We start from the raw sequence: 22,505 nt of genomic DNA, 5'->3' as shown, positions 1-22,505 counted from the left end.
CGGGCGTACTCCCGGGGGAGCAGGGGGAATCACTCCCCGGGCCGGATTCGGTGCGGGGCGCGGATCGCGAGGCTGGATCCATCGGTCGAGATGCGGCCGAACCGATCCAAGGATGGTCACTCATGATCGCAACCGTCGCGGCCGTCGCCGCGCACCCCGGGCACTGGGGCATGGCCCCGTTCTGGCCCTTCTTCATCATCGGCCCGCTGATGTTCCTCGTCATCGTCGGCCTGCTCATCGCCCTCCTCGTGCGTCGTCGTCGCTGGGGCGGTCCCGGTCCGTGGGCCTGGCACGGCGCTCCGGGAACCCCCGGTGCGCAGGCGCCCTGGGCCGGCATGGCGCAGCAGGGCGGTGCGGCGCAGAGCCGCACCGCGGAGCAGATCCTCGCCGACCGCTTCGCCAAGGGCGACGTGGATGAGACCGAGTACCGCGCCCGGCTCGAGGTGCTCCGCGCGAACCGCCCTGAGGCCTGAGCCGAACACCGGAGGCCTGAGCCTGACAGCCGAGGCCTGAACCTGTGACCGGTCGGCCCGTCGTGCCCGTGCATGGCGGGCCGCCGGCGCGCGTGCGCGAGAATGGGGGCATGCTCCGGCCGCCGATCCCCTGTCCTGCACGTCGGGGCGGGACGTGACCGAGGGATCGCGCGACAGCTCGCGCACGGCGCAGATCTCCGCGGATCTGCGCCGGCGGATCTCCGAGGGGGGCTTCGCCGCCGGCACCCGGCTGCCGAGCGAGGCGATGCTGAGCGCCGAGTACGGCACGACACGCAGCGTGATCCGCGGGGCGCTCGCCCGTCTCGCTCGTCTCTCCCTCGTCGTCTCCCGGCCGCGGGGCGGATGGATCGTCCAGGCCGCGCACCAGACCCAGGGCTTCGCGCGGATGCAGTCGTTCACGGAGTGGGCGAGCGAGGGAGGGCGCATCCCAGGGGGCGAGATCACCTCCCGCACCGTGGGACCCGCGGATGCGCGCGAGGCGCAGCAGTTCCGGATCCGGCTCGGTGAGCCGCTGCACCGGTTCGTGCGGCTGCGCACACTGGACGGCCTGCCGGTCATGATCGAGCGCTCGGTCTGGGCGCCCTGGGTGGCGGAGGTCATCACGCTGGTGCCGGACGACGTGCGCTCGACCACGGTCGCGCTCGCTGAGGCCGGGATCCGCGTCGCGTCGACGAATCATCGGATCGAGGCGGCCGCCGCGACCACCGAGGATGCGGCGCTGCTCGGCGTGCGCCGATCGAGCCCGTTGCTGCAGGTCGGCCGCACCACGACGACCCGCGAGGGCAGGCTCGTGGAGATCGGCGTCGACCGCTACCGCGCCGGCGCGATCGCGTTCGAGATCGAGGCGGGGCAGACGGTCCGCACCGCGCTCTGAGCCGGGGCTGAGCCGGTGCGCTGAGCGGGCGCGGCGTTTCGTCTCGCCTGCGGCTCGCTCAACGACCGGTAGAGCGGGCGCGAAACAGCCCAGTGTGCACGCTCGGCGGCCGGATCCGGGGTGCACAGGGCCGATGCCACCGGCTCGTCCTCCCGCGTTCACCCGCCGTTCCCCTCGGCTTGCTCTCCTCGAGGTCGGCGCCCGACTCCGGGTGCCCCGTCGTCCCGAGGAGCGTCCATGTCCAGCGAGCCCGTCCCGTTCAGCCCGGATCCCTACGAGCGCACGCGAACGGTCCCCGATGAGGTGCTGCACAGCGGCCTGAGCCGCCGCGGCATGCTGCGCGCCCTCGGCCTGCTGGGCGGCGCCGCCGCCGTCGGCGCCGGCTTCGGCGCGGGGGCGGCGGCCTCCTCCGCCTCGGCCGCCGGCGGAGCGGGCACGGGAGCGGCCGTCGCCGGTGCGCCCCGTGTCTACGCTCTGCCGGAGGGCTTCTCCGGTGACATCACCGACATCAAGCACGTCGTGGTCCTCATGCAGGAGAACCGCTCTTTCGACCACTACTACGGCGCCCTGCCCGGCGTGCGCGGCTTCGACGACAAGCAGGCCCTCCGGTTCCAGAACGGCACCGACGTCTTCTCCCAGCCGCAGGGATCCGCCTTCGTCAAGCCCAGCCGGGTGACCACGGTCGCGGGCACGACCACGGGCCTCGACCACTCGTACTCCGGCGGTACGTCGGCGTGGGCGGGCGGACGCTACAACAACTGGATCGGCGCCAAGGGCGCCAACACCATGCACTACGTCTCCGGTGAGGAGATCCCGTGGCAGTACTCGCTCGCGAGCGCTTACACGATCTGCGACAACTGGCACTGCTCGGTCATGGGACCGACCACGCCGAACCGGCTTTACGCCTGGACCGGCACCTCGGGCGGCGTCGTCGACAACGGCGGCGAGTCCAACGGCAACCGCACCTGGCAGACCTACCCCGAGGCTCTGCAGGCCGCGGGCGTCTCCTGGCGGATCTACGTCGACAACACGAACAACGGATCCAGCTGGGTCGGGGACTACACCGACAACCCGATCCGCGGCTTCAATGCCTTCACGACGTCGGGCTCGTCCGCGCAGGACCTCGCGAACCGTGCCGACGCGACCAAGAACGCGGCGGGCACGGGACTGGTGTGGCGGGCGGGATCCGCGCCCTACGCGTCGACCGGGGTGACCAACAACGACAGCGACGCCAACCTGAACGGCGTGCTGAAGGACTTCATCGCGGCCTGCAAGCCGGGCGCCCAGTATCCGCTGCCGCAGGTCTCCTGGATCGTCGCGCCGTACAGCTGGTCCGAGCATCCCTCGGCGAACCCCGAGCACGGCGCGCACTTCTCGAACCGCGTGATCCAGACGCTGCAGAGCAACCCGGACATCTGGAAGAGCACGCTGCTGATTATGACGTTCGACGAGAACGACGGCTACTTCGACCACGTGCTGCCGCCGTTCGCCGAGCCCGGCACCCCGGGGGAGTACAACGGATCCACCCCGATCGGGTACGGCGCCCGCATCCCGACGATCCTCGTCTCGCCGTGGACGCGCGGCGGCTGGGTCGGCACCGAGACCTTCGATCACACCTCGCTCATCCGCTTCCTCGAGACGTGGACCACCGCGATCGGCACCCCGGCGATGTCGACCACGATCAGCGCCTGGCGCCGCGGGATCAGCGGCGACCTCACGAGCGCGATGGACTTCGCGCACCCCGTGATCGACGTCCCCTCGCTGCCCGACACTGACGCCCTCGTGCAGATCGCCCGCGCGGGCGGCACGATCGGCACCCAGGTGCCGCCGGCCGACAAGTGGTCGAGCACCCCGCTCAAGCACCGGCCGCTGTCGTACCACCCGCACGGCGTCTTCGTGGAGGACCGCAAGACGGGCAAGGTCAGCGTGCAGCTCAGCGTGGTCGGAGGTCCTGCAGGCAAGGCACTGAGCCTGCAGGCGTTCCCCGACAAGTACCTGCCCTTCGCGAACACCCCCTACACGGTCTCCGGGACGAAGCCCGCGACGCACGTCTGGGATGCGACGGCGCAGGACGGCCGCTACGCCTTCTCGGTGTACGGCCCCGACGGGTTCATCCGCGCTCACGCCGGCACGATCCTGCCCGCGGGGCAGAACGGCGGCGCCGTCCCCCGCATCGACGTCGATCTCGTCGCAGGGGAGACGCCGACCGTCACGATCGCGCTGCACAACGACGGCCGCCAGAGCGTGCACTACGCGCTCACACCGAACGACTACGCCGGCACCGCGCAGCGCATCTGGGTCAAGCCCGGCGCGACCGAGACCGTGAGCTGGCCCACGTCCGAGGGCTACTACGACGTCGTCGTCACCGCCGACACGAACAGCGGCTGGCGGCACCGCTACGCCGGTCGCGTCGCGCAGCTGCCGGCCTGACCGCCATCCACCCCGCCGAGCACCCGATCACGCCCGCACCCGATCCGATGGAGTCCCGCATGCCCCACCAGCGCCGGCGTCTGCGCCGCCTCGCCCTCGCCGCCCTCGCGGGCGCCGCCGTCGTCGTCTCGACGTTCGCGGCGACGCCCGCGGCGGTCGCGGATCCGACCCCCGCACCGTCGTCCACCGCCGCCCCGACGCCCGCTCCCACCCCGGAGCCGTCATCGTCGCCGACCGCGGAGCCCTCGCCCGAGTCGACGACCGCGCCCGCGACGACCGCACCCGCCGCACCCGCGGCGCCGGCTCCGCGGGCCGCCGTGCCGGGAGCGATCTCGCCCGTCGCGGCGTACACCTTCGACGCCGACAACGGGTCGACCGTGAAGGACGTCTCGGGCAACGGCAACGACGCGCGCTGGGTCGGATCCCCGGGCTACCGCCCCGGCATCTCGGGATCCGCGGCGACGATCGGCCTCGGCACGAACTACGTGAAGCTGCCCCTGGTCGCTGGCAAGACCGACGGCGCCTCGAGCTTCTCCTACGAGTTCTGGATGTCGGAGCAGAACCGCACCTCCTACGGCACGCTCATGAGCAACCAGGACTTCGCCTCGTGCAACAACGCGGGACTCACGCTCTACAACCAGACCACGCAGGGCGTGCTGCAGGCGTGCTGGGGCACCACGGCGGGCGGCACGAAGCGCTACATCAACGGGGCCTCGCCGAACATCGCCGGATCCTGGCACCACGTGGCCGTCACGGTCGATCGCACCGCGAACGTCATCATCGTCTACACCGACGGTGTCGAGACCAAGCGTTCGGCCGCCGGCGAGGTGACTGCGTCCACGAACCTGAAGAGCGGGCTCGCGTTCAACATCGGCGGGTTCAGCGGCAGCGAGAAGGACGTCAGCGACGGCTACGTGAACGCCGCGATCGACGACCTCCGGTTCTACGACGCGGTGCTGCCGTCGGCTCAGGTCGCCGACGACTACGCGACGCTCAAGCCCGACTCCGGCACCTACACGGTCGCCTTCGACGGCAACGGTGCGACCTCGGGCGCCATGGCGGCGCAGACGTTCACGATCGGCACAGCGTCGACGCTCGCGGCCAACGGCTTCGTCCGCCCCGGCTACCAGTTCCAGGGCTGGGCGCTGAGTGCGAAGGGCCAGGTCGTCTACTCCGACGGGCAGTCGGCCGCGGACCTCACGGTCCGCGCGAACACCACGGTGACGCTCTCCGCGATCTGGAGCCGGCTGCGGGCGCCGGGCGACACGGTCGCCCCGTTCGCCTCCTACGATTTCGAGACCGGTGACGGCGCCGCGATCCCCGACTCCTCGGGACGCGGCAACGACGCGAGCTGGTCCGGATCCCCGTCCTACGTCACCGGCACCACCGGCAAGGCTGCCTACGTCAACGCGCCGGACGGCAGCACGCGCGGCGTGAACTTCTTCTCCCTGCCGCTGGTCCCCGGTCACACCGACGGCTCCGGCAGCTTCTCCTACACGTTCTGGCTCAAGGAGGCCTCGTCGAGCTCCGACTCGCCGATCGTCTCGAACCAGGACTTCCGGCACTGCTACAACCGCGGCGCGACGCTCTACAACACCGCGGGCAGCCCCGGCATCCTGCGCGGCTGCTTCGGTCAGAACGGGACGTCCACGACGCAGAACTACCTCGCCGATGCGAGCCGCACGTCCGTCATCGGATCCTGGCATCACGTCGCCCTGGTGGTGGACCGCTCCGCGAGCACGATGACCACGTTCGTCGACGGCGAGCAGACCGCGCAGAGCACGAGCCTCGGCTCCGGCTTCTCCCTGGTCAGCGGCTATCCGTTCCGGGTCGGCGCGGAGGGGTCGCTGCTCGACGACGGCGACGGCTTCGTGAACGCGGCGATCGACACGTTCGACTTCTACGACCAGGCGATCTCGGCCGCGCAGATCCAGAACGACTACATGGCCACGCACTCCGGCGACGTCGTGACGGACGGATCCACGCTCGCCCGCGGCTTCGTGTCCGGCGTGCTGCGCGCGCCCTCGGTACGCGCAGGCGGTGCAGTCTCGCAGACCGTCGCCGGTCTCTGGAACGGCGGATCCGTGACCTCGTACACGAAGGTCGAGGGCGACGGCTGGCTGAACGTCGACGCGCAGGGCGTCGTGACCGGCACGGCGCCGACGACGGCGCCGGCCGACCCGGGCTACCTCACGATCGAGGCCACGGACGGCACGACCACGGCCCGTATCGAGGTCGAGATCCCCGTGGTCGCGGCCGATGCCGCTGCACCCTTCGACGCGGTGACCTGGAATCTCTGGGACGCCGGCGGGCACGTCAACGACGCCGCCCTGAAGAACCTCGCCGTGATCGCCGAGAACGGCTTCGACGTGATCGGCGTGCAGCAGGACGGCGGCACCGCCGCGACCGCCCTCGCGAAGGCGCTCGGCTGGAACGCGCTCGAAGGACCGGGCGGGGTCGGGCTCCTCTCGCCCTACCCGCTCAGCGCGCGCACCGTCGTCGGAGACCAGCCGGGCCTCGGCGCCACCGTGGACGTGCTCGGCCGGAAGGTGCGGGTGTGGACCATGGGTCTGGACCGCACCGGCTACGGGCCCGAGGCCGCGTGCCTGGACGGCGTGACCGACCCGGCCGCGCTCGTCGCAGCGGAGCGCGGCAGCACCCGCTACGCCCAGGTCGACGCGCTCGCGGCGGCCATCGCGACCGAGACCTCCGCGTCGACCCCTGTCGTCGTCCTCTCGGATCTGGAGTCGCCGTCCGGCGCGGACTGGACCGCCGCCACGGCCGACGCGCACTGCGGCGTCGGTGCCGTGGACTGGCCCGTGCCCGCCCGCCTGCAGCAGGCCGGCCTCGCGGACGCGTATCGCACCGCGAACCCCGATCCGGTCGCCGACGCCGGCGACACCTGGTCGCCCCTCGTCGTGAAGACGCCGTCGGGCGCCGATGAGCCGCAGGACCGCATCGACACCGTGCACTACGCCGGCTCGGCGCTGCGCGTGCTCGGCGCGAACACGGTCGTCGCCGGCTGGCCCTCGCCGACCGCGGTGCTCCGCAACGCCTGGGCGAGCAACCACCGCGCCGTGGTGGCCTCGTTCGCGCTCGGCAAGGGTGCTCCGGATCCGTCCTCGCTGCCCGCGGTGGTCGCGAGCGCCGACGGCCGCACGGTCACGCTGCACACGGTCCCCGCGGGATCGGCGGGCATCGAGTACCGCGTCGACGGCGGCGCCTGGCAGTCCTATGCCGCGCCGTTCGCGGTGCCGGGCACGGCCGCCTCGCTCGTCGAGTACCGCGCCACGGACCAGGGTGTGAGCGGGCCGACCTCGGGTCTCACGCTCGCGGCGACCGGCGCCGATGCGGCTCAGGACGTGCAGAGTCTCGGCACCGCGAAGACCGTGCTGCGCGGCGAGGCCATCACCGGTCTCGGCGCGAGGGTGGTCGATGCGGCCGGCAACGGCGTCTCCGGCGCCGACGTGGTGTTCACGATCTCGGGCGGCGTGTTCGCCGGGGGAGCGACCACCGCGACCGTCTCCAGCAACGCGGCCGGCATCGCCGTCGCGCCGAGCGCCACCGCCGCGACGGCGGGAACGGTGACGATCACCGCGGCGTTCCGCGATCGCACCGCGACGCTGCCCCCGATCACCGTCGTCGACCCCGTCGCGACCCTGACCGCCGACGTCAAGGTCACCCCGGCCGTGGTCGCGGGCAAGGTCGTGCTCACGGTCGCGGTGACGAACACCGGATCCGCCGCGGCCGACGTGAAGATCGCCACCAAGTACGGCACCAGGACGTATCCGGCGGTCGCGCCGGGAGCGACGGTGTCCTACGGATTCAGCACCATGCTGGCCGCGATCCCCGCGGGCACCGCGACCGTCACCCTGACGAGCGGATCCGGCATGGCCACGATCCCGACGCCCTACCCGGCCGCGCGATGAGCGCGGTCACCCGATCCCGTCCACCGCGCACCCGACGCCGCGGAGACACCCACGCAGGAGGAAGCACCATGACGAACCACCGCACGGCGATGGACGAAGAAGGGGCTCTTCGGAGCGACCGCGGATGGACCAGGCGACGTGCCATCGTCGCCGGCGCCTGGTCGGTGCCGGTGATCGCGGCGGCGGTCGCGCTGCCGCAGGCCTCGGCATCGGTCGCGATCACGGTCGACCTCCTCGGCGCCGTCGACGACGCGCAGACCTACCCGTTCTCGGCCGCGGGGGACACCGCGCCGCTGATCTTCCAGGTCGCGGGATCAGGTCCGATCCCCGCCGACGGCACGGCGGAGCTGGTGAACGCCGGAGGGATCGCGTCCTGGGACGAGTCCGTCCTGCTGCAGGGCGCCCTGGCCTCCGCCTCGATCGACACGGACGGGACCCTGATCCTCCCGATCGTGGCGCTCGCCGCGGGCACCTTCTCGGTGCTGGTGCATGTGGGGACGGTGACGCGGACTTTCGTGATCACCCTGGTGCAGGCGTGAAGCGGGCGGCGGGGGCGGTTGCGCTGCTGGCGGTGCTCCTCCCCGCCGTGCTGACCGGCTGCACCGTGGGCGGACCAGGAGCGGCGAAGCCCTCGGCTTCGTCTTCCGCCGACGCCCCGCAGCACGGTCCGGCGATCCGCGTCGTCTCCCCGGAGGGTGCGGTGAAGCTCGGCGACGAGGTACGGCTCGTGATCCGTGTGACCGACGACGGCGCACCCCTCGCGGAGCGCGACGCGACCTTCGAGGTGCTGTCGGGGCCGGCGACGTACCCGGGCGGATTCGAGACCTCCGCCACGGATTCCGACGGGGTGGCGAGCTCCCTCGGGCTGCACGCGGAGGGGGCGGGCCGGGTCACGATCAGAGTCGCCGTGGGGGCGATCCGCAGCGACCTCACGATCGACGTCGCGGTCCCCTGACCGAGAGCTGCTCGAAAGCCAGCATTGTATACAAGAGGTGAAATGGAATACCATTTCGAAACCACTCGAAGTGGCGGGCCAGAGCCCCGCCGCCGACGACGCACGGATCCGGGGATCCGCTCTCGAAGGTCTTCCGCAGCTTTTCCGTGCACGTCGGCGCAGAGTCGATCCGGTGCGCCCGGAGGAAGCGAGTACGCATGGTCATCAGCACCACCACCCCCGGACACGGCACGATCTTCGTGGTTACGGAGAGCCACGGGGACAAGATCGCCTTCGTCGATCTGACGGCGCCCGGTGCGCCGGTGCAGTCGGAGACGGTCGTGGGCGAGGCGCCGTGGGCGATCGCTGTGCACGAGGCGTCTCGCCGCGCATACGTCAGCACGGCCGTCGGTCTCGCCGTCGTCGACCTCGGCTCCCGGGAGCGCCTCGCGCTCGTGCCGTATCTGTCGCAGCCTGCGGTCATCGCCTACGGCGAGGAACGCCCTGGGGGCACGGGCGTCGTCGTCACCCCTGACGGATCCGCCGTGTATGTGGCCGTCACCCGCACCGGCGAGAACTCCACCGTCGAGCGCTTCGACACGGCGTCCGGTGCATTCACCGACTCCTTCGGCGTGGGACTTCGGCCGTTCGACGTGCAGCTCTCACCCGCGGGGGACCAGGTCTACACGATCGATCACGACTCGTTCACGCTGAACACGATCAGCATTCCGGAGCACATCGTCACCAGCACGGAGATCGCGCCGTTCGGCACAGAGGGCGGGCTGATGTCCCACTACAAGCCGCACTACGCCGCGGTGGCCGACGACGGCACGCTCTACCTTCCGTACCAGGGGCAGGGCCTCGTGGTCTATTCGCCGGGGACCCGCACATATGAGACGCAGGCGATGACGGCGGACTCGCACCAGCACGGTGTGGGCCTGACGTCGGACGGGCGCCTCCTGGTGGTCGGGGTCGGAGCGATCGGCGGGGCGACCAAGGGGCCGAGCCTGACCATCCGTGACATCGCATCCGGCGACGAGGTAGTGCTGCCGCTGCAGAAGGGGCACGAGAACGTCGTCGAATGGCTGGACGCGCCCGACGGCGGCCGCAAGGCCATCCTCACCGGCGGATCCACCAGCCGCGGCCCATGGGACGGTTTGGCGATCGTCGATCTGGACTCGCTCGCGATCTCGGAGATCGCGGTCCCCGGCATGCCGCAGATGGGTGTCCTGATCGCTTCGAAGTAGGGGCGGATCGAGAGCGAGTCACCCCTTGACATCCGCAAATTTGTATACCAAAATCGAGTAGCGAAGGTAATGTATTACACACTACTTTCGCTACCCGACCCGTTTCCGTGCACTCGCTGACGCTCCGTGCCGGACGAAAGGAACCCGAAATGTCAATGAAGACACAGCGACGCGGGCGTCTCGTGGGCCTCGGTGCCGCGCTCGCCGTCGGCACGGTGCTGCTGGCGGGCTGCATGGGCAACGCCGGCTCGACGAGCAGCTCCGGCGGCAGCGGCGCGGCCACGACGGACAACGGTTCCGCGACCCTCGCGATGCCGACCGAGCCGGCCAACATCGACCCGATCATGATGCGCTCGTTGTCGGCCTGGAACATGTACTACGCGGTGTTCGACGGGCTCACCCGCATCGACGCCAAGGGCAAGATCCAGCCGGGGCTCGCGACGGATTGGAAGTCGAACGCCACTCAGGACGTCTGGACGTTCACGATCCGCAAGGGCGTGAAGTTCCAGGACGGGTCCGAACTGAAGGTCTCGGACATCGTCTACACCTACGACAAGATCCTCGCCAGCGACAAGTCCACCAACCGCGTCGCCATCGCGATGATCAGCAAGGTCGAGGCGACGGATGACCACACGGTGCAGTTCACGTTGAAGAATCCCTTCAGCGCGTGGCTCAACCAGGTCGCGACGATCGGGATCGTGCCCGAGAAGGTGTACGAGGCGGAGGGACCGGAGAAGTTCCCGAACGCTCCTGTCGGCACGGGCCCCTACTCGTTCGTCGCCTGGGACCACGGCGTGGACTACAAGGTCACCCGCAACGACGCCTACTGGGGTGACAAGGCGAAGATCAAGGACATCACGTTCTCCTTCGTCGGCGCTCCCGACGCGCGCGTCACGGGCGTCGAATCCGGATCGCTGGACACTGCGATCATCCCGGCCAGCCAGGTCCCCGTCTTCGACGGCGCGGCGAACGCCAAGGTGATCGAGGCGGCGTCCAACCAGGTCGCGTTCATCGGCGTGAACACGACCGCCGGGGCGCTGTCGAACCTCAAGGTGCGGCAGGCCATCCCGCTCGCGATCGACCGCAAGTCGATCGTGGACAGCCTGCTGAACGGCTTCGCGTCGCCGACCGGCGAGCCGGTCGCGAAGGGCGTCACCGGATATGTGGACGGGTTCCCCACGCCGAAGTACGATCCTGCGGCCGCGAAGAAGCTCGTCGAGGAATCCGGCTACGACGGTGCGGAGATCACGCTGCAGTACCCGAGCACCGGCGGATCCCCGACCGACCCCGAGGTCGCTCAGGCGATCGCGGCGGACCTCGGCAAGGCGGGCCTGAAGATCAAGCTGGTGGGCGCCGAACAGGCCAGCCTGAGCCTGAGCCTGGCCAACCACCAGATCACCGGGCTGTACCTGAACTACTGGTCCCCGTCGAGCATGGACGGAGACGTCGTGGTCAGCCAGCTGCTCGCCGGCGGCCCAGAAGACTACGCACGCAGCCCGGAGATGGCGCAGGCCTACCTCGACCAGCAGGCGGCGAACACGGACAAGCGGACCGATGTGTTCAAGAAGATCTGGGAGTGGAACGCCACCAACGTGTCGAACGTCCCGTTGTGGCAGAACACCAACGCGTACGCGACGGCGAGCACGATCTCCTGGACCCCGGCGGTCGACGGAATCTATCGCGCCGCAGAGATCGGCCGCTCGGCCAAATGACGTCAGCGCGCGGGCCCAGGGCCTCGGGCCCGCGCGCCGACCCCTGCTGAGGAGATCTCCATGTCCTACGTCATCCGTCGCATTCTTCAGGCCGTCGTCACGCTGTTCGTCGCCGTCACGATCGCCTTCGTCCTCGGACGTGCCTCCGGCAAGCCTGCAGCCCTGATCCTGACCGAGGGCGCGACCGCGCAACAGATCGACGATCTGAACAGCAGGCTCGGATTCAACGACCCGCTGCTGGTGCAGTACGGGCGCTACCTCGTCGGCCTGCTGCACGGCGACTTCGGCGTCTCCTACCGCAATCCGTCGCAGTCGGCCATCGGGATCATCCTCGACCGGCTCCCCGCGACGACGACGCTCGCGCTGACGTCCTTCGCGATCGGCCTGGTCCTGGCCGTCGTCGCCGCCGTGCTCGTTCACATCACGGGGAGCCACACCCTGCGTGCGATGTTCGTATGGAGCGGCGCGCTGCGTTCGTCGGTGCCGGACTTCTTCTTCGGCGTGCTGCTGGTGCTGATCTTCGCGGTCGCGCTCGGCTGGCTGCCGAGCCTGGGCTACACCGGTGCCGCCTCCTTCGTCCTCCCCGTCGCGACGATCGCCACGGCGCAGTTCGTGCTCTACGTGCGTCTGCTCGATTCGGCTCTCAGCGAGCAGACCACGGCGGAGTACGTGCGGACGGCGTATGCGCGCGGCAAGAGTCACGCGGCGGTCGTGGCCACCGAGATGCTGCCGAACGCGTTCCTGCCGATCCTCACCGTCGCCGGGCTGAACCTGGCCGGGCTGCTGGGCGGCACGATCATCGTCGAGCAGGTGTTCTCCTGGCCCGGCATGGGTGTCGCCCTGATCAACGCCGTCAGCCAGCGCGACTTCGCCGTCGTGCAGGCGGGGCTGCTCGTGGTGGTGCTGATCTTCGTGGTCGTCAACGTCGTCGTCGACCTCCTCTACTCGCTCATCGACCCGAGAGTGAAACTCGCATGACCGACACAGTGGCAATGGCACAGGTGACAGCGGTGACGCGCCGTCGACCGCGACTCAGTCCCCGTCAGGGGCGTCGGCTCTCCACGATCGGTGGCGCCATCGTGGTGCTCGTGATCCTCGCCATCGTCGGCGTGCATTTCTGGCCGGGCTTCGACGCCTTCAGCCAGGATCTCGCCAACGCCCGACTGGGACCCTTCGTCGACCCTGAGCATCCGCTCGGCACCGACGTCGTCGGCCGTGACCTGCTCAGCCGGGTCGCCGCCGGGGGACAGACCACGCTGCTGATCACCGCCGCGATCGTGCTCGTCAACTTCGTCGTGGGCACAGTGCTGGGGCTGCTCGCAGGCTTCTTCGGCGGCTGGGCGGACAACGTGATCGCCCTGGTCACCGACGTCAGCCTCGCGCTGCCGGCCGTGCTGCTGCTCATCGCGCTGTCCGCGATCTTCGGTCCGAGCGCGCTCCTGATGATCCTCGTCCTGGGCCTCACCCACTGGATGAGCTTCGCCCGCCTCGCCCGTGCGACCGCGCTGTCGCTCCGCGGCCGCGATTTCGTGATGGCTCCGCGGATGCTGGGAGCATCCGCGGCGCGCATCATCCGGACGCACATCCTGCCGCACGTCCTCCCGCAGATGTTCATCGTCGCGGTGACCAGCATCGGATCCGTGATCCTGCTGCAGGCCGGCCTCGACTACCTGGGCCTCGGCATCCAGCCGCCCGAACCCACGTGGGGCGGGCTCGTCCTGGAGGGGCAGAAGTACATGCGCCTGTCGCCGTGGCAGGTGATCCTGCCCGGCCTCGCGATCTTCCTCGTGGTCGGCGGGACGACGTTCTTCAGCCAGCGGTTCACGGCGGAGAGCACCCAGCCCCTCCGAAAGGTGCGGTGACATGCCTGCAGAGAAGATCGAGACGCCGCCGCTGCTGGAGGTGCAGGGGCTCGTCGTCACGACGACCGGGCCCGATGGCGAGACCGTTCGCCTCATCGACGATGTGTCGTTCACCGTGAACGACGGCGAGGTCGTCGGGATCGTCGGGGAGTCCGGCTCCGGGAAGAGCCTCACGATGCTCGCCGTGATGGGCCTGCTGCCGTACGGCCTCGATATCGCCGAAGGGGCGATCAGATGGCGCGGCAGGGACATCGTCGGTCTGGGTGAACAGGCGATGCGCGAGATCCGCGGACGTGACATCGGCATGATCTTCCAGGACCCGATGACGGCGCTCAACCCGCTGCGGAGGATCGGATCCCAGCTCGCGGAGGCGATCCGTCTGCATCAGAAGGTGTCGCGCGGCCAGGCCAGGACCCGCGTGCACGACCTCCTCGGCAGAGTCGGCGTGAAGGATGCGGCGAAGCGCGCCAGAGCCTACCCGCACGAGTGGTCCGGCGGCATGCGCCAGCGCGCTGTCATCGCGATGGCGATGGCGAATGACCCGTCGCTGCTCATCGCCGATGAGCCGACGACGGCGCTCGACGTCACCGTGCAGGCGCAAGTCATGCAGACGCTGGAGAAGGCGCGCGCCGAGCTCTCATCCGCGCTCATCCTCATCACGCACGACCTCGGGCTCGCGGCCCAGAACGCCTCGCGCATGCTCATCATGTACTCCGGCCGAATCGTGGAGACCGGCGCAACGCGCGACATCTTCCTGTCGCCGACCCATCCCTACACGCAAGGCCTGCTGAAGAGTCAGCTCACCGAGCGCGATGAGCGCGCCTATGCGATTCCCGGCAACCCGCCCTCGCCGCGGCTGCGGCCGCCGGGATGCGCGTTCGCGCCGCGCTGCGAGCTGTCCCGCGGGCGCTCGATCTGCGTCGAGGAGCGCCCCCTGCTCGAGCTGCGCGCGAACGGTTCGTGTTCCGCGTGCCACTTCTCCGACGAGGTGGGCGCTGCCGCGCCCGTCGGATCTACCGGATCGGAGGCACGATGACTGACGCCCAGACCCCGGAGCCGCTGATCGAGGTCACCGACCTGCACGTCACCTACGGCCGTCGCGGAGCCGTCCGCCGCGGACGCGGAGTGCAGGCGGTGAAAGGCGTGAGCCTCACGCTGACCGCCGGTCGGACGCTGGGACTCGTCGGAGAGTCCGGTTGCGGGAAGTCCACGCTGATCCGCTCGCTCTTCGGGCTGAGCCCTATCTCGTCAGGGAGCATCCGGGCGTTCGGGCAGGACATCACGCGGATCCCGCCGCGGCAGCGCCGCCGGTTCGGCGGGCGCATGCAGATGGTGTTCCAGGATCCGTACTCGGCTCTGGACCCGCGGATGACCGTGCATGAGATCGTCGCAGAGCCGTTGCGGATCACGGGGGCCTACGACCGCACGGCGATCGATGACCTGCTGGATCGGGTCGGTGTGAGCGCCGAGATGGCGGCGCGGCGCCCTGGAGAGTTCTCCGGAGGGCAGCGGCAGCGGGTGGGCATCGCCCGAGCACTCGCGCTCAACCCGAAGGTGCTGGTGCTCGACGAGCCGGTGTCGGCCCTCGACGTGTCGATTCAGGCGCAGATCCTCAACCTGCTGGACGACCTGCAGAAGGATCTCGACCTGTCCTACCTGTTCGTCTCGCACGACCTGTCCGTCGTCCGTCACGTGGCCGACGATGTCGTGGTCATGCAGGCGGGCCGGTTCGTCGAGGAGGGCCCGATCGAGCAGGTCTTCGACCACCCGGAGCACCCCTACACCCGCACCCTGCTCGATTCGATCCCCCACGTCGACTTCGCCTGAGAGGATCCGCCATGCCGCTGAGGATCGATCCGGGATCCGCGCCCGCACCCTCGACCGTGGTTCTGCGCGATGCCGCGATCCTCGATGTCGAGTCCGGCGAGGTGTCGGCGCCGCGCACGATCGTCGCGCGGGGCGGGGACATCGTCGAGATCTCGAGATCGACGCGCAGCGTCCCGGGCGCGGCCGAGTTCTCGCTCGCCGGAGCCACGGTGCTGCCGGGCCTGATCGACGCCCACGCGCACGTCACCCAGGCCTCGGGCGATTTCGCCGAGATCCTCTCCTGGTCGCCGGGCTATCACGCCGCGCGCACCGCGCGGGAGCTGCATCGCATGCTGCTTCGCGGCTTCACCACCGTGCGTGACATGGGCGGCGCAGACACGGGCCTCCGCCGCGCTGTCGAGGAGCGGCTCATCACGGGCCCGCATCTCAAGGTCGGCGGTCCGATCTTCGCCCCGACCGGCGGGCACGCCCTCACCCGGGTGATCGACGGCGAGGTCGACGTGCGGCGGGCGCTGCGCGCGGAACTCCGCGACGGCGCCGACCACATCAAGCTGACGCTCTCGGGCGGAGTGATCTCGAAGATGCGGATCGACTCGCTCGGATTCTCCGAGGCAGAGATCCTCGCGGCGGTCGACGAGGCGCACCTGGCGCACCGCTACGTCGGCGCCCACGTGTACTCGGCCGAGTCCGTGGCCCGGGCGCTGCGCCTCGGAGTGCGCACGATCGAGCACGGCAATTTCCTCGATGACGAGTGCGTCGCGCTCTTCCTAGAGGAGGACGCGTTCTACGTGCCGACGCTCGCGACGTTCTGGGCGATCGTCGAAGGCCATACCGGTCAGCACCTCGACGCGGCCAAGCGCGCCGCGGTCGCTGAGGTCTTCGAGCGCGGCCTCGAGTCGCTCGCGCTCGCGGATCGGGCCGGAGTGAAGATCGGGTACGGCACGGACCTGCACGGCGAAGGGCTCGCGTTCCAGCTCAAGGAGTTCGCGATCCGCGGCCGCGTGCAGGATCCGCTCGCCGTCATCCGCTCGGCGACCGTCGTCGGCGCGGACATCATCGGCGAGACGGGACGCATCGGTGTCGTGCGCGAGGGAGCCCGTGCCGATCTCATCGCGGTGGCGGGCGACCCGGTGGAAGATCTCTCCGTGCTGTCCTCCGGGGACGCGCTGCGATTCGTGCTCACGGGCGGGGATCCGATCCCGCGCGGCTGATGCCCGGTCCAGGTCCGGTCCGTGCCGGTCGTGCCGGTCTTGCGTCAGACGAGCACCTCGGTGCGGGCTCTTCCGCCGAGCCGAGGCGTGCGGAGCGGATCCGTCGAGCCAGGCGGCAGGAACCAGACCTTCGCTCGCACGCCGATGCCCTCGATGCGGATGTCCCACCCGTTGTCGTGGATGAGGTGATGACAGGTCTCGCAGAGGAGCACCCCGTTGTCCAGATCGGTGCCGCCGTGATCCCGGGCCCACCACTCGATGTGGTGGGCTTTCGTCATCCCGGGCGGTAGTCCGCAGAACGCGCACCCGCCGTCGCGTTCGGCAAGCGCGAGTCGCTGGGACGCCGTGAAGAAACGCTGTCTCCGCCCCCAGTCGAGGATCTCGCCCTTCGTTCCGCACACCCAGGGGATGACTCCGCCGCCGGCGGCCATCCTCCGCACCGTCGTGGCGCTGACGGGCTGCTCGATGCCGTCGATGAGGCCATGACCGGTGCCGCTCATGAGGTCGTCGAGCCCGATGCGCACGACGACGCTCGCGCCGTTGAGGGAAGAGGTGCTCTCGCAGGTCAGCGCGTGCTCGGCGAGGTGCACGAGCGCGTCGGCCTGGATGGCGGCGACAGAGCGCCGGTCCGCCTCGGGAGCGGATGGGTCGCGCCCGTCCCGCTTCGCGGCGAACTCGGCCGAGACGAAGCCCTGGATCGCGGCCTTGACCGGGGCGCCCCGCGCGGGGTCGAGGGCCGCGTTGATATGGAGCATCCCGTCGCGCTCGAACATCGATAGCGAGGCCCTGGCGCGCAACTCGTCCTCGCGAGGGGCGACGCCGTCGGGATCGAGCTGCGCCTCCAGGCGCGTGATCATGGTGCGGACGCCGTCGTGGGACAGCCCGGGCGCCCGCTCGATGAGGGTCCGCTCGGCGTCCGCCACCCGCGTCGCGCCGATCGCGAGCCGGATCTTCTCCAGGAACGTGATGATCGCGCTCGCCGAGGCTGTGCTCAGCCGCCCTTCGTGCACCGCGGCCTGCACGAGCGGGAACCGCGAGGGTCGCGTCTCCCCGAGGAGGTTCGTCCGCGGGGCGATCGCCTCTCCGACCTTCACCAGTCGTGCGGCCTCTCCTGTGGAAGCACCGGTCGTGGTCGCGATGAGCTACGCCGCATTGCGGAAGCCCTGCTGCTTGGCGAGCGATTGCGGGCCGAGCTCGGCGCGGGACTCGTACGAGATCCTGCTGCCGACCTCGGAGTGCAGGCCCTCCGAGACCCGCTTCACCAGACCGAGGGCATCGTTGACGGCCAGCATCTGAGCGCGGCTCAGGTCCGCAGACGTCCGAGCAGCACCCCACGCATCCTGGAGGACGCGTGTCGCCTCCAGGAGCGGATCGAGTGTGCTGGTCATGCTTCGATTCTACCGATTCTAGAAGACACCTTCGAAAGTTATCCACAGGGGGATGAGCTCCGTGAGGGGCGAAAGCCAAGACGCGATCGGTCGGATCCTTCGCCAGGATCAGGCCCGATGTGCGCACTCGCGGAGCGTTTCGGGCGGATTTCGTTCGGGCGCGCAGAGGATCCAGAATTGTGAGCTGCACCCCAAGCGATTCGCTATTTAGCTCAAGTGCTAGATTGCAAGCATGAACGACGCGGAGAACAGCGCCTTCGAGGCTCTCGCACATCCGACGCGACGGCAGATCCTGCAGGATCTGAAGGGCGGCGAGCTCGCGGCTGGAGAAATCGCGGCGCGATTCGCTGTGAGTGGTCCGACGATCTCCCGGCACCTGCGGATCCTTCGCGGGGCTGGTCTCATCGTGGAACGCAGAGACGCGAACCGGATCCTCTACTCGCTCGCCGGTGATCGGCTCGCGCTTTCGATCGGCGACTTCCTCTCGACGGTCTGTCCCGAGCAGATCGTCTTGCGCGAGGTGCGAAAACGGCGTGGATCCGAGATCGACGTGGAGGGCGCGGACGACGCGTCGCGGGTGGCGCTGTGAGCGTCGTGCCCGGTGTCAGAGCGCACCTGCGTCGCCGTCTCCTCGTGAGCTACCGTCTCGATCCCGAAACGGCGCGGACCCTCGTGCCCGCGCCACTGCGTCCGCAGCTGGTGAACGGGCAGGCGCTCGCCGGATTCTGCGTGCTGGGGCTCGACGGGATCCGACCGCGTTGGGTACCGGCGCGTGTGGGGCTGCGCTCCGAGAATGCTGCCCATCGCATCGCCGTGGAGTGGGACGACGATGGTGTGGTCCGCAGCGGGGTGTACATCCTGGAGCGGCACAGTTCGGCGTGGCACCCGGTGCTGTTCGGGGGTCGGTTGTTCCCCGGCGTGCACCGTCGGGCACGTTTCGCGACCGACGAACGCGGCGATCGCTATGCCATGACCATGGACGCAGAAGGGGAGCACCTCGCTGCGGATGTCGAGGTCGGAGGCGCATGGGCGAGCTCGGTCTTCGCCTCGGTGGAAGAGGCGTCGGCGTTCTACCGCGCAGGCCGGATCGGATGGTCGCTCGGACACGACGGCGTCACGCTGGAAGCCGTGGCGCTCGCCGCGGAGGAGTGGGCCGTGGAAGGGGCGCGGATCAGGGGCGTGCGCTCGTCGTTCTTCGACGCGCTGCCGGATGGCGCCGCCGAACTCGACCACGTCGTGGTGATGAGAGACCTCGAGATCACGATGGAGGCGCCGATCACGGGCGCGCCCACGGGCGCGCCCACGGGAGCGCGCGCGGCGGCCTGATGCGGGAAGACGGCTCCTCGACCGGGGCGCCGCGCCTGGGTGGGCAGGGAGCGCCCACGCGCGGGGTCGGTGCCCCCGGCCGGGAGCTCCTCAGCGCTGCCGCATCGCGCCCTCCGTGGAGACCGCGGCGCCCGCCAGGCGCGAGCGGTCGTCGGCGTCGAGGGCGCGCAGATCCGCCCCCTTCGTCTCGCGCGCGGCCGCCACGGCGACGAGCGTGATCGCACAGGCGATGGCCACATAGATCGCGACCGGAACGCTCGATCCGTACTGCGCGAGCAGGCTCGTCGCGATGATCGGCGCCAGCGAGCCGGCGAAGATCGACGTGACCTGGTAGCCGAGACTCACGCCCGAGTAGCGCATCCTGGTCGGGAACATCTCGGCCATGATCGCGGGCTGACCCGCGTACATCGCGGCGTGGAAGACGAGCCCGAGGGCGATGGCCGCCCAGATGACGATGGGGTTGCCGGTGTTCATCATTGGGAAGGCGAAGAAGCCCCAGACGGCTCCGAGGAGGGCGCCGGCCGCATACACGGGCTTTCGGCCCCAGCGATCGGACAGTCGCCCGAACAGCGGGATCACGAGGAAGTGCACGACGTGGGCGCCGGCCAGGATGAGAAGCGTCGCCGACGTCGCCTCCTTGACGGTCTGGGTGAGGTAGACGATCGAGAACGTGACCACCACGTAGTAGAGGATGTTCTCGGCGACGCGCAGGCCCATCGCGACGAGCACGCCCCGCGGGTAGCGGCGCACGACCTCGAGGGGGCCGAAGCTCTTCGCGGCCTCCTGCTCCTGGGCCTGCTTCATCTCCAGGAAGATCGGCGCCTCGGTGACCTTGGTGCGGATGTACCAGCCGATGAGGACGATCACGGCCGATAGCCAGAACGCGATCCGCCAGCCCCAGCCGAGGAACGCGTCCTGCGGCAGGGTCGAGGAGAGCGCGAAGAGGACGAGCGTGGCGAGCAGGTTGCCGACCGGCACCGCCGCCTGCGGCCAGCTGGCCCAGAAGCCGCGCTGTTCGCGCGGGCTGTGCTCGGCGACCAGGAGCACGGCTCCGCCCCACTCGCCGCCGATCGCGAAGCCCTGCGCGAACCGCAGCAGGACCAGCAGGGCCGGAGCCAGGTACCCGACCTGCGCGAAGCCGGGCAGGCAGCCGATGAGGAAGGTGGCCGCGCCGATGATCAGGATGCTGGCCTGCAGGAGCTTCTTGCGTCCGTACTTATCGCCGAGGTGCCCGAACACGATCCCGCCGAGCGGCCGGGCGATGAAGCCGATCGCGTAGGTGACGAACGCGGCGATGATGCCGCTGAAGGGGTCGTCGGACGGTGGGAAGAAGACGGTGCCCAGGACGAGGGTCGACGCCGACGCGTAGAGGAAGAACTCGTACCATTCGACGACCGTGCCCGCCATCGAGGCGGCCACGACCCGACGCAGGCCTGAGGGGGATGCTGTCTCGTACGCCATGTGTGTGCTCCTTTGCACGCTCGGAGACGTCTGTCGGTTCTCCAGCCTGAGCCGATGCCGTCGATGCGACAATGCCCATATGCGGCGGACGGAGTGTGCAGGAATGCACACTGTCAGGCCGGAAGGCATCCTGTCAGAGCACGCCGATGACAAGTCTCCTTGACATGCCAAACTGGTGGACGTAACCTCGCTCCATGACAAGCGACCTTGACATGGAGGGGGAGTCTCCCTCCGAGCTGCGGCGACGCCGCGGGTTCCAGATCCGCATGTGGGTCGGGTCCGGGCTCTTCGTCCTGACCTTCTTCGCGCTCTCGGCATGGGGGCATCAGCCCACGCCGTGGCGCTGGGTGCTGGTGGTGCTGCCGTTGATCCCGTTCGTGTGGATGGTGGCTGCGACCGTGCTGCGCGTGCGTCAGATGGACGAGTACCAGGTGAAGCTGTTCTTCCCGGGCCTTGCGGTCGGGTTCGTCGTGGCCATGCTGGTGTCGGTCGTGTTCGGAGTGCTCAGCTCCGCTGGTTTCGCGGTGCCGAACGGAGGATGGCTCATCTGCATCGCCGGCGTGCTGTCCTGGCAGATCACCAACCTCTTCACCGGCGCGCCGAACGCCTGATGCAGAACAGCCTCCGCGCCGAACGCGAAGAACGGGGATGGACCCAGGCGGCGCTCGCCGAGCGGCTGGATGTGTCGCGCCAGACCGTGGTCGCCCTCGAGACCGGGCGGTACGACCCCTCCCTTCCGTTGGCGTTCCGCATCGCCGACCTGTTCGGCAAGCGCATCGACGAGCTGTTCACCCCATCGACCACGCCGGCGCGAAACCGGTAGGAGGGCTGTCGCACTCGCCACGGCGGCATAGGCTGACCGTGATGTCCGCCTCCGCCGAGTCGCTCTCCGATGCCGCCGTCCCCGCCTGGCTGCGGGAGCGGGGCGTGCCGGGGATCGTGGATCTGCACGTGCACTTCATGCCAGATCGGGTGCAGCAGAAGGTGTGGGGGTTCTTCGACCGCGTGGCCGAGCGCGGCGCGCCGGCGTGGCCGATCCGCTACCGCGGCACGGACGAGGAGCGCGTCGCACAACTGCGCGCGATCGGGGTGAGCCGGTTCACGACGCTCAGCTACGCGCATCGTCCTGGCATGGCGCAGTGGCTCAACGACTATGCGGCGGAGTTCGCGGCGGCGTATCCGGACGCGATCCCCTCGGCGACGTTCTACCCGGAGCCGGGTGCGGGACAGATCGCGGAGCGCGCCCTGGAGCGGGGTGCGAAAGTGTTCAAGATCCACGTGCAAGTCGGCGACTTCTCGCCCCTGGATCCGCTCTTGACCGAGGCGTGGGAACGGGTCGCGGCGGCAGCGGCCCCGGTCGTGATCCACTGCGGGGACGGGCCGCACGGGGGCAGGTACACGGGTCTCGAGCCCGTGCGCGCACTCGTCGAGAGGCATCCTTCGCTCGTGCTCGTCATCGCGCATGCCGGGCTTCCCGACTATCTCGGGTTCGCCGAACTTGCCGCGCGGCATCCGAACGTCTACCTCGACACGACGATGGTCGGCACGTCCTACATCGAGCGGATCGCGCCGCTGCCGTCCGGCTACGCGGAGAGGCTCGCCGACCTCGGGCCCAAGGTCGTGCTCGGCACCGATTTCCCCTCGATCCCGTACCCCTACGCGCATCAGCTCGAGGTGCTCGACGGCTGGGGTCTGGGCGATCGCTGGCTGGCCGACGTCCTCTGGAACACCCCGCGCCGACTGCTGCGGATCGAAGGATCGGGACCCGAGCCGTCCTCGGCAGATCCGTCGCCGATCCCCGCGGGCTGAT

21 protein-coding genes are annotated in these 22,505 nt (G+C 69.8%); 18 read left to right on the top strand and 3 right to left on the bottom strand.

Translation table 11 applies throughout. From position 1 onward, the window contains the following. Nucleotides 1–122 precede the first annotated feature (122 nt). The 13 genes from CQ044_RS09880 (at nucleotide 123) to CQ044_RS09820 (ending at nucleotide 16,520) form a co-directional block, all read left to right on the top strand. Nucleotides 123–473, top strand: coding sequence for an SHOCT domain-containing protein (locus CQ044_RS09880; RefSeq protein ID WP_105688300.1), 351 nt, complete (start codon nucleotides 123–125; stop codon nucleotides 471–473). Nucleotides 474–627: 154 nt separating this feature from the next. Then, nucleotides 628–1,368 carry a GntR family transcriptional regulator gene (locus CQ044_RS09875; protein WP_105688299.1) on the top strand — a complete coding sequence of 247 codons (741 nt, stop codon included), beginning with the start codon at nucleotides 628–630 and terminating at the stop codon, nucleotides 1,366–1,368. A gap of 237 nt (nucleotides 1,369–1,605) precedes the next feature. Continuing rightward, entirely contained in the window at nucleotides 1,606–3,798 is a 2,193-nt protein-coding gene (locus tag CQ044_RS09870; protein WP_105688298.1) for an alkaline phosphatase family protein, read from the top strand. A 59-nt stretch (nucleotides 3,799–3,857) separates the two neighbouring features. Continuing rightward, on the top strand, nucleotides 3,858–7,727 hold the full coding sequence (locus tag CQ044_RS09865; protein ID WP_105688297.1) for a LamG-like jellyroll fold domain-containing protein: 3,870 nt from the start codon (nucleotides 3,858–3,860) through the stop codon (nucleotides 7,725–7,727). Nucleotides 7,728–7,795: 68 nt separating this feature from the next. Then, nucleotides 7,796–8,266 carry a hypothetical protein gene (locus CQ044_RS09860; RefSeq protein ID WP_105688296.1) on the top strand — a complete coding sequence of 157 codons (471 nt, stop codon included), beginning with the start codon at nucleotides 7,796–7,798 and terminating at the stop codon, nucleotides 8,264–8,266. Beyond that, a complete protein-coding gene (locus CQ044_RS09855; protein WP_105688295.1) occupies nucleotides 8,263–8,682 on the top strand; it encodes a hypothetical protein in 420 nt (139 codons plus the stop codon). The genes CQ044_RS09860 and CQ044_RS09855 overlap by 4 nt, the downstream gene beginning before the upstream one ends. A gap of 197 nt (nucleotides 8,683–8,879) precedes the next feature. Beyond that, nucleotides 8,880–9,908 (top strand): YncE family protein, encoded by a 1,029-nt coding sequence (locus CQ044_RS09850; protein WP_105688294.1) that lies wholly within the window; start codon nucleotides 8,880–8,882, stop codon nucleotides 9,906–9,908. 149 nt (nucleotides 9,909–10,057) lie between these two features. After that, entirely contained in the window at nucleotides 10,058–11,620 is a 1,563-nt protein-coding gene (locus tag CQ044_RS09845; protein WP_105688293.1) for an ABC transporter substrate-binding protein, read from the top strand. Between the two features lie 60 nt (nucleotides 11,621–11,680). Continuing rightward, entirely contained in the window at nucleotides 11,681–12,598 is a 918-nt protein-coding gene (locus CQ044_RS09840; protein ID WP_105688292.1) for an ABC transporter permease, read from the top strand. Between the two features lie 14 nt (nucleotides 12,599–12,612). Beyond that, a complete protein-coding gene (locus CQ044_RS09835; protein ID WP_181158266.1) occupies nucleotides 12,613–13,482 on the top strand; it encodes an ABC transporter permease in 870 nt (289 codons plus the stop codon). 1 nt (nucleotide 13,483) lies between these two features. After that, nucleotides 13,484–14,518 carry an ABC transporter ATP-binding protein gene (locus CQ044_RS09830; RefSeq protein WP_105688290.1) on the top strand — a complete coding sequence of 345 codons (1,035 nt, stop codon included), beginning with the start codon at nucleotides 13,484–13,486 and terminating at the stop codon, nucleotides 14,516–14,518. Continuing rightward, nucleotides 14,515–15,309 (top strand): ABC transporter ATP-binding protein, encoded by a 795-nt coding sequence (locus CQ044_RS09825; RefSeq protein WP_105688289.1) that lies wholly within the window; start codon nucleotides 14,515–14,517, stop codon nucleotides 15,307–15,309. Before CQ044_RS09830 ends, CQ044_RS09825 begins: the two co-directional genes overlap by 4 nt. 11 nt (nucleotides 15,310–15,320) lie before the next feature. Next, nucleotides 15,321–16,520 (top strand): amidohydrolase family protein, encoded by a 1,200-nt coding sequence (locus CQ044_RS09820; protein WP_105688288.1) that lies wholly within the window; start codon nucleotides 15,321–15,323, stop codon nucleotides 16,518–16,520. 44 nt (nucleotides 16,521–16,564) lie between these two features. On the opposite strand, the gene CQ044_RS09815 is transcribed toward CQ044_RS09820, so the two are convergent. Together CQ044_RS09815 and CQ044_RS19830 are read right to left on the bottom strand one after the other, a co-directional pair. Further along, nucleotides 16,565–17,659 (bottom strand): HNH endonuclease signature motif containing protein, encoded by a 1,095-nt coding sequence (locus CQ044_RS09815; RefSeq protein ID WP_258133239.1) that lies wholly within the window; start codon nucleotides 17,657–17,659, stop codon nucleotides 16,565–16,567. Between the two features lie 3 nt (nucleotides 17,660–17,662). After that, on the bottom strand, nucleotides 17,663–17,908 hold the full coding sequence (locus CQ044_RS19830; RefSeq protein WP_258133237.1) for a hypothetical protein: 246 nt from the start codon (nucleotides 17,906–17,908) through the stop codon (nucleotides 17,663–17,665). A gap of 232 nt (nucleotides 17,909–18,140) precedes the next feature. Here CQ044_RS19830 and CQ044_RS09810 point away from each other — a divergent pair, with 232 nt between their 5' ends. Then, nucleotides 18,141–18,497 (top strand): metalloregulator ArsR/SmtB family transcription factor, encoded by a 357-nt coding sequence (locus CQ044_RS09810; RefSeq protein WP_105688287.1) that lies wholly within the window; start codon nucleotides 18,141–18,143, stop codon nucleotides 18,495–18,497. Then, a complete protein-coding gene (locus CQ044_RS09805) occupies nucleotides 18,494–19,234 on the top strand; it encodes a DUF2071 domain-containing protein (RefSeq protein WP_181158265.1) in 741 nt (246 codons plus the stop codon). Before CQ044_RS09810 ends, CQ044_RS09805 begins: the two co-directional genes overlap by 4 nt. Before the next feature lie 90 nt (nucleotides 19,235–19,324). On the opposite strand, the gene CQ044_RS09800 is transcribed toward CQ044_RS09805, so the two are convergent. Further along, nucleotides 19,325–20,695 (bottom strand): MFS transporter, encoded by a 1,371-nt coding sequence (locus CQ044_RS09800; RefSeq protein WP_105688285.1) that lies wholly within the window; start codon nucleotides 20,693–20,695, stop codon nucleotides 19,325–19,327. Nucleotides 20,696–20,889: 194 nt separating this feature from the next. Here CQ044_RS09800 and CQ044_RS09795 point away from each other — a divergent pair, with 194 nt between their 5' ends. From CQ044_RS09795 to CQ044_RS19825, 3 genes are read left to right on the top strand one after another with little or no spacing between them, the layout of a single operon-like run. Next, complete coding sequence (locus CQ044_RS09795) at nucleotides 20,890–21,306, top strand: hypothetical protein (protein ID WP_146116777.1); 417 nt, start codon at nucleotides 20,890–20,892, stop codon at nucleotides 21,304–21,306. Next, a complete protein-coding gene (locus tag CQ044_RS09790) occupies nucleotides 21,306–21,518 on the top strand; it encodes a helix-turn-helix transcriptional regulator (protein ID WP_105688283.1) in 213 nt (70 codons plus the stop codon). The genes CQ044_RS09795 and CQ044_RS09790 overlap by 1 nt, the downstream gene beginning before the upstream one ends. A 41-nt stretch (nucleotides 21,519–21,559) precedes the next feature. After that, nucleotides 21,560–22,504 carry an amidohydrolase family protein gene (locus tag CQ044_RS19825; protein WP_105688282.1) on the top strand — a complete coding sequence of 315 codons (945 nt, stop codon included), beginning with the start codon at nucleotides 21,560–21,562 and terminating at the stop codon, nucleotides 22,502–22,504. Nucleotide 22,505: the final 1 nt, after the last annotated feature.

The organism is Microbacterium sp. MYb64, assembly GCF_002979495.1.
GTDB classification, from domain to species: domain Bacteria; phylum Actinomycetota; class Actinomycetes; order Actinomycetales; family Microbacteriaceae; genus Microbacterium; species Microbacterium azadirachtae_A.
Note: the sequence above shows the minus strand (reverse complement) of the source record. Positions and strands in the feature narration are given on the sequence as shown.